The 6,141-nt window shown below is 65.3% G+C and carries 2 protein-coding genes; one reads left to right on the top strand and one right to left on the bottom strand.

Translation table 11 applies throughout. The features are described 5' to 3' along the window. Positions 1–4,851, top strand: a 4,851-nt coding sequence (locus tag A5686_RS10575) for a non-ribosomal peptide synthetase (protein ID WP_156750028.1), incomplete at its 5' end; no start/stop codon positions are given. 84 nt (positions 4,852–4,935) lie between these two features. On the opposite strand, the gene A5686_RS10570 is transcribed toward A5686_RS10575, so the two are convergent. Beyond that, positions 4,936–5,727, bottom strand: a complete 792-nt coding sequence (locus A5686_RS10570) for a GAP family protein (RefSeq protein WP_067933831.1) — start codon at positions 5,725–5,727, stop codon at positions 4,936–4,938. Positions 5,728–6,141 lie beyond the last annotated feature (414 nt).

Below are 6,141 nucleotides of genomic sequence, written 5' to 3'. Positions count from 1 at the left end.
GACCTCAACATTGCTTGGGCCCAACATCGTGGCGGCCAGTCGATAGCGCTGCCGGTGACCGGGACGTCATTCGCCCGATGGGCGGAACTTCTCCATGAGCACGCCCACAGCCCGGAAGTTGTTGCTGCGGCACAGATGTGGCAACGGATCGCGGCGACCCCCGCGGCGTTGCCTGCGGTGCAGCCAGTCGATACGTACGAGACAGTCGGGCGATTGTCGATGTCGCTGGACGACGCCGAGACGACTCGGATGCTTCTCGGTGAGGTACCCGCCGCGTTCCATGCCGGCATACACGAGATCTTGTTGATCTCCTTCGCCTTGGCGATGGCGGAGTTCTTGGGCACCGGCGGCAGTCCGATCGCGATCGACGTCGAAGGCCACGGGCGTAACGAGGAGCTGGCCTCCGGTGTGGACCTGTCGCGCACGGTTGGCTGGTTCACCACCAAGTACCCCGTTGCATTGAACATCGGAGGGCTGTCCTGGGCGCACGTGATCGCCGGCGACGCGGAGCTCGGGGCGATGATCAAGGACGCCAAGGAGCAGCTTCGTGCCCTCCCCGATGGCCTCACTTACGGATTGCTGCGCTACCTGAACACTGAGGTCGATCTGGAAGGCGCCGACCCCCCGATCGGGTTCAATTACTTTGGACGCCTGGGCGGGACGGCCGACCTATCGGGCGAGGGCTGGGGGATCAGCCCGGACGGCGCGTCGATTACCGGCGCGGCCACGGCTGTGCCGATGCCACTGATGCACACCGTGGACCTCAATGCCGGCACCATCGATACCCAGACTGGGCCGTGCCTGCAGGCCAACTGGACGTGGGCGCCGTCGGCAATGGATGAGGCGCAGGTTGCCCGGTTGAGCCGCTTGTGGTTTGACGCCCTGGCCGGTATCTGCGCGCACGTGCGCCGCGGCGGAGGCGGGTTGACGCCGTCCGATATCGCTCCCGCCAGGCTGAACCAGCAGCAGATCGACCAGCTGCAGCAGCAGCAGGCGATCGCCGACATTTTGCCGTTGACACCGTTGCAGCAGGGACTGCTCTTTCACGCCCGCACCGCGCAGGTTAGCGCCGCTGACTTGTACGCCGTGCAGCTGAATATCGAGCTGACTGGTGCCCTCGACCCGTACCGACTGCGTGACGCGGTGCACACGGTCGTCAAGCGGCACCCACATCTCGTGGCCCGCTTCTGCCCGCAATTCGATGAGCCGGTGCAGGTTATTCCGGCGAATCCAGGGCCACCTTGGCGCTATATCTACCTCACCGCGCCGGGCGATGCCGAGATTGATCGGCAGATCGAGCAAGTGTGTGTTGCCGAACGCGCCGCGGTCTGCGAGCTGAACGGCGACCCGGGCTTCAGGGTGGCACTGGTGCGCGTCAGCGCAGATCGGCACCGATTTGTCCTGACGAATCACCACATCGTGGTCGATGGCTGGTCATTGCCGATCTTGATGGGGGAGATCTTCGCCGGTTACCACGGACAGCGATTGGGCGCGGCAGGCTCGTATCGCCGGTTCGTGACCTGGTTGGCCGAGCGTGATCTGGACGCTGCCCACGCGGCATGGCGCGAGGCGTTGGACGGCTTTGACACCCCCGCTTTGGTCAGCTCGGGGCACAGGTTGCGGATGGCCGCTCGAGGCGTGGCATCGTCCGAGCTCCCCGCGGAGATCACGGAGGCTGTTGGTGACTTGGCCCGTTCATGCCAGACCACAGTCAATACGGTGCTGCAGGGCGCCTATGCCCAGTTGCTGTGCTGGCTCACGGGTCAGCACGACGTAGCGTTCGGTACCACGGTGTCGGGTAGGCCGGCCGACCTCGTCGGCTCCGAGTCGATGGTGGGTCTGTTGATCAACACCGTGCCGGTGCGGGCGCGCCTCACGCCCAACACCACCGCCACCGAGCTGCTCGAGCAACTGCGCAACACGACCAACCTCACGCTCGAGCACCAGCACCTCGCCCTCAGCGAGATCCACCGCATCACCGGTCACGAGCAGCTGTTCGACACGTTGTTCGCTTATGAGAACTACCCGGTGGATGCCGCGGCATTGGCCGCCGACGGGGAACTGGCGATCGGCGACATCGGCCGCCACGAATCCACCCACTACCCGCTGACGGTGCAAGTCCTGCCCGGGACCGGACTGGGCCTTCGGGTCGAATTCGACACCGGCGTGTTCGATCACTCCGATATCGAAACGCTGATCGACCGGTTGCAGTGGGTGCTGGGGGCGATGGCCGCCGAACCCAACCGGCGGCTCTCGGCTATCGATTTACTGGGTAGCGACATCGCTGCCCGCATGCGCGAACTCGGTAACGGGGCGGCGTTGATCCAGCCCGCTCCCGACCCGGTCTCGGTCCCGGCGTTGTTCGGTGCGCAGGTGGCGCGCTCGCCGCAGGCCGTGGCGCTGGTGTGCGGTGAGCGCACCTGGACTTACGGCGAGCTGGACGAGGCCGCCAATCGCTTGGCGCAGCTGCTGGCCGCCCGGGGTGCTGGTCCGGGTGAGTGCGTCGCGGTGTTGTTCGGGCGGTCGGCCGGAGCCATCGTGGCGATTTTGGCGGTGTTGAAGACCGGGGCGGCCTATTTGCCGATTGACCCGGCGGTGCCGGCGGCGCGGATCGGGTTCATGGTCGCCGACGCCGCGCCGATCGCCGCGGTCACCACCGCGGCGATGGCCGACCGGCTCCGCGGGCATGACCTGCTGATCATCGATGCCGACGACCCGATTATCGACAGCCAGCCCAGCACCGCACCGACGAGACAGCCGGCCCCCGATGACATCGCGCACATCATCTACACCTCTGGCACGACGGGCGCGCCCAAGGGCGTGGCGATCACCCACCAGAACGTGGCCCAGCTGCTCGACTCGCTCGGCGCCGGCCTGCCCCCGGGGCAGGTGTGGACGCAATGCCACTCCTACGCCTTCGACTTCTCGGTATGGGAGATCTGGGGCGCTCTGCTGCACGGAGAGCGGTTGGTGATAGTGCCCGAAGAGGTGACGGCCTCGCCGGAGGACTTCCACGCCCTGCTGCTGGGTGAGCACGTCAATGTGTTGACCCAGACACCATCGGCGGTCGGGGTGCTTTCGCCCGAGGCCTTACAGTCGACGGCGTTGTTGATCGGTGGTGAGGCCTGCCCGGCCGAGCTGGTGGATCGGTGGGCGCCGGGACGGGTGATGGTCAATGCCTACGGCCCGACCGAGACCACGGTGTACGCCGCGATGAGTGCGCCGCTGGCGGCGGGCTCGGGAACACCGCCCATCGGCTCGCCGGTGTCGGGCGCGGCGTTGTTCGTGCTGGACGGCTGGTTGCGCCCGGTGCCGCCCGGGGTCGTCGGTGAGTTGTATGTGGCCGGCCGGGGGGTGGCGTGCGGTTACGTGAGCAGGGCAGGCCTGACCTCCTCGCGGTTTGTGGCCTGCCCATTCGGAGCACCGGGTACACGTATGTACCGCACCGGCGATCTGGTGCGATGGCGCGCCGATGGGCAGCTGGACTACGTGGGTCGTGCCGATGAGCAGGTCAAGATCCGCGGATACCGCATCGAACTGACGGAAATCCAGGCGGCGTTGTCCGCGCTTGACGGAGTGGCGCAGGCGGTGGTGGTCGCCCGCGCGGACCGCCCGGGCGGCAAGCGTCTGGTGGGCTACATCACCGGCACCGTCGATCCGGCCGAAGCGCGCGCCGCGCTGGCCGAACGGCTCCCCGGTTACATGGTCCCCTCGCTATTGGCGCTCGAGGCGCTGCCGTTGACGCCCAACGGCAAAGTCGACGTCCACAGGTTGCCGGCACCCGACACCGCCGGCCGGTATCGCGCCCCGAGCACCCCGACTGAAAAGACCTTGGCCGGCATCTACGCCGAGGTCCTCGGTGTCGACCGCGTCGGGATCGACGACTCGTTCTTCGACCTCGGGGGCGACAGCATCTCGGCGATGCGCGTGATCGCCGCGATCAACGCGAGCCTGGACGCCGATCTCGCGGTGCCCGCCCTGTTCGAAGCGCCCACAGTGCGAACTTTGAGCCATCGGCTGCAGACGCACACCGCCCCTACTCAAGAAATAGTTCCCGTTCAGCGTCTGAAAGGTGGAAGCGGGCCCCCGCTATTCTGCGTCCATCCTGCGGGTGGGGTGAGTTGGCCGTATCAGGTCCTCGGCAATCACCTGGACTGCCCGATAATTGGAATTCAACAGATTCTGCAGGGCGATGAGCAGGAACCCCGGTCGATTCGAGAGATGGCAGGGAATTACGCCGACAGGATCGAAAACGTTCATCCCGACGGACCATGTAATCTTCTCGGCTGGTCCTACGGCGGTGTGATCGCGCACGAACTCGCCATCGAGCTTCGGCAACGCGGGCGCGCCACAAGCCTTTTCCTTCTCGACTCTCAGCCGGTCATCGACAGCCGCATGGCGTTGCAGGACTATGCGCTGGACGAAACTCAGATCGTGAAAGAAATCCTGGAATTCTACGGCGTAAGCACGCCCGAACCGAATGAGTCGCTGACCTTTGAGCAAATCGAAGAACTGATTCGCCGGCACGAAGCGATCGAGCTCTCGCGGCACAAAGATCTCTTGAATCTGCTTCTTGCAAATCTGAACACGAATCTCGCGATGTACCGGGTTCACGAACCCGGCATCTTAGAGGGCGATATGACCATCTTTTCCGCTGCGCGAGACGACAGCGATCGCGGAACGCATCTTCTACAAAGTTGGCGGCCCTACGCTACCGGCGACATCACCGTCTACCAGGTCGACTGCACGCACAACGAGATGCTGACCACCGAATCGGCCGGCATGTACGGCCAGCGACTCAAGCGCTCGCTCGACCTGGATTTCTCGTCGCGAGATGGCGCTGCCGGTTAGCGATCGGTGGTGGGTCGTGCAGGTCGTAAGGCCCCGGATCCGATGCAATCCCGGTCTGAAGCTTCGCGTCGTGCCAGCAACTGATCACAGGACGTTGAAGCCCTCGGCCAACTGCGAAATCCCGACCACCGTGAACACAGTCACCAAAATCTGCCGATGGTAGGTGCGCACCCAGTCATGCAGCCGTCGCAGCAGGGCCTCGGTGCGAGCCGGCGCGGCCACATAGCCCACCAGGATCATCTCGACGACGGAATACATCAAAAGGAAGAACGCCACGGAGGCACCGGCCTGCGCGGTAACCGGTGCCCTCGAGGCCACGATGATCGCGAGGATGAAGAACACGCCATCGACCGGGACCGAAGCCACCCCGATCACCCACGCAATCCACAACGATCCGTTCTCCCAGGCGCGATGGGCGCGCTGGAGCAAGCGCCGGATCACAGAACGGTCGTCGGACGAAACATCGCGGGCGCGGCTCAAGAATCGCGGAAGTGCCACCGGCGTCTCCGGGGCCGGTGCGAGTGCCGAGTTCCCATTGCTCGTTGCCCGCGCCTCGGCGCGCTGACGTGTCGAAAAGCGCACGGCCATCACCGCGGCAATCGTCAGCGCAATTACACCCAGGCCAATCTGAATTCGCGGGAGGGCGGAGCTCCCCGTCGGGGTGGCCGAGCCGTGGCCCAATGAGCCGAACATGGAGGTGAAGTTCAGCAGTATCAACGGCACGAGCAGCTCGGGTACACATACGGTGAGACCGCCGACCCAATAGGCGAGCAAATTCGGCCCCGGCCTCGGACGCGAGATCATCAAAAGAGCTAGGCCGAGACGCACCGGATTAAGTGCCGCCAGAACCCCCAAACCCAGGACTGACCCCCACATTGCCACGACTGTACCCAGTGCGGCGCAGCGCAAACACCGCCATCGGCTGAGAGTGACGGCCACTCTGCCCGGCGGGCCGAGTGGGTGCAGCGGTGTGAATTACGTTCCCGTGCAACATGTTTAAGCGGCCAGGACCAATGCACAACGGGGCCGGGCGGTCGCGGCCGGCCGGCTGATGAAACCTGTTGCGCGACGGCCATTTTCGTTCGTCACGGGTTCGCGTCTGCGGCCCACCGGGGCTAATCGCGGGGGCGAACGAGATGGCTGGCCACGCAGCTTTTCAACTCCCGTAGCCTGCCCCCGCGATCATTGGCCCACGGATGGCCGGGTGCGCAGGCCCGCTCCGGGGCGGGTGATTCCGTCGGGTGCTCAATTGTCGTCGGTCCGTTCGTGACCTGGTGAGCGCCAGAATCC

This window comes from Mycobacterium sp. E2479 (assembly GCF_001667925.1).
Lineage (GTDB): Bacteria > Actinomycetota > Actinomycetes > Mycobacteriales > Mycobacteriaceae > Mycobacterium.
Note: the sequence above shows the minus strand (reverse complement) of the source record. Positions and strands in the feature narration are given on the sequence as shown.

Bases quoted from the DNA above. Each gene is read 5' to 3' on its own strand.
- A5686_RS10570 (WP_067933831.1), bottom strand. From the start codon at position 5,727: ATGTGGGGGTCAGTCCTGGGTTTGGGGGTTCTGGCGGCACTTAATCCG.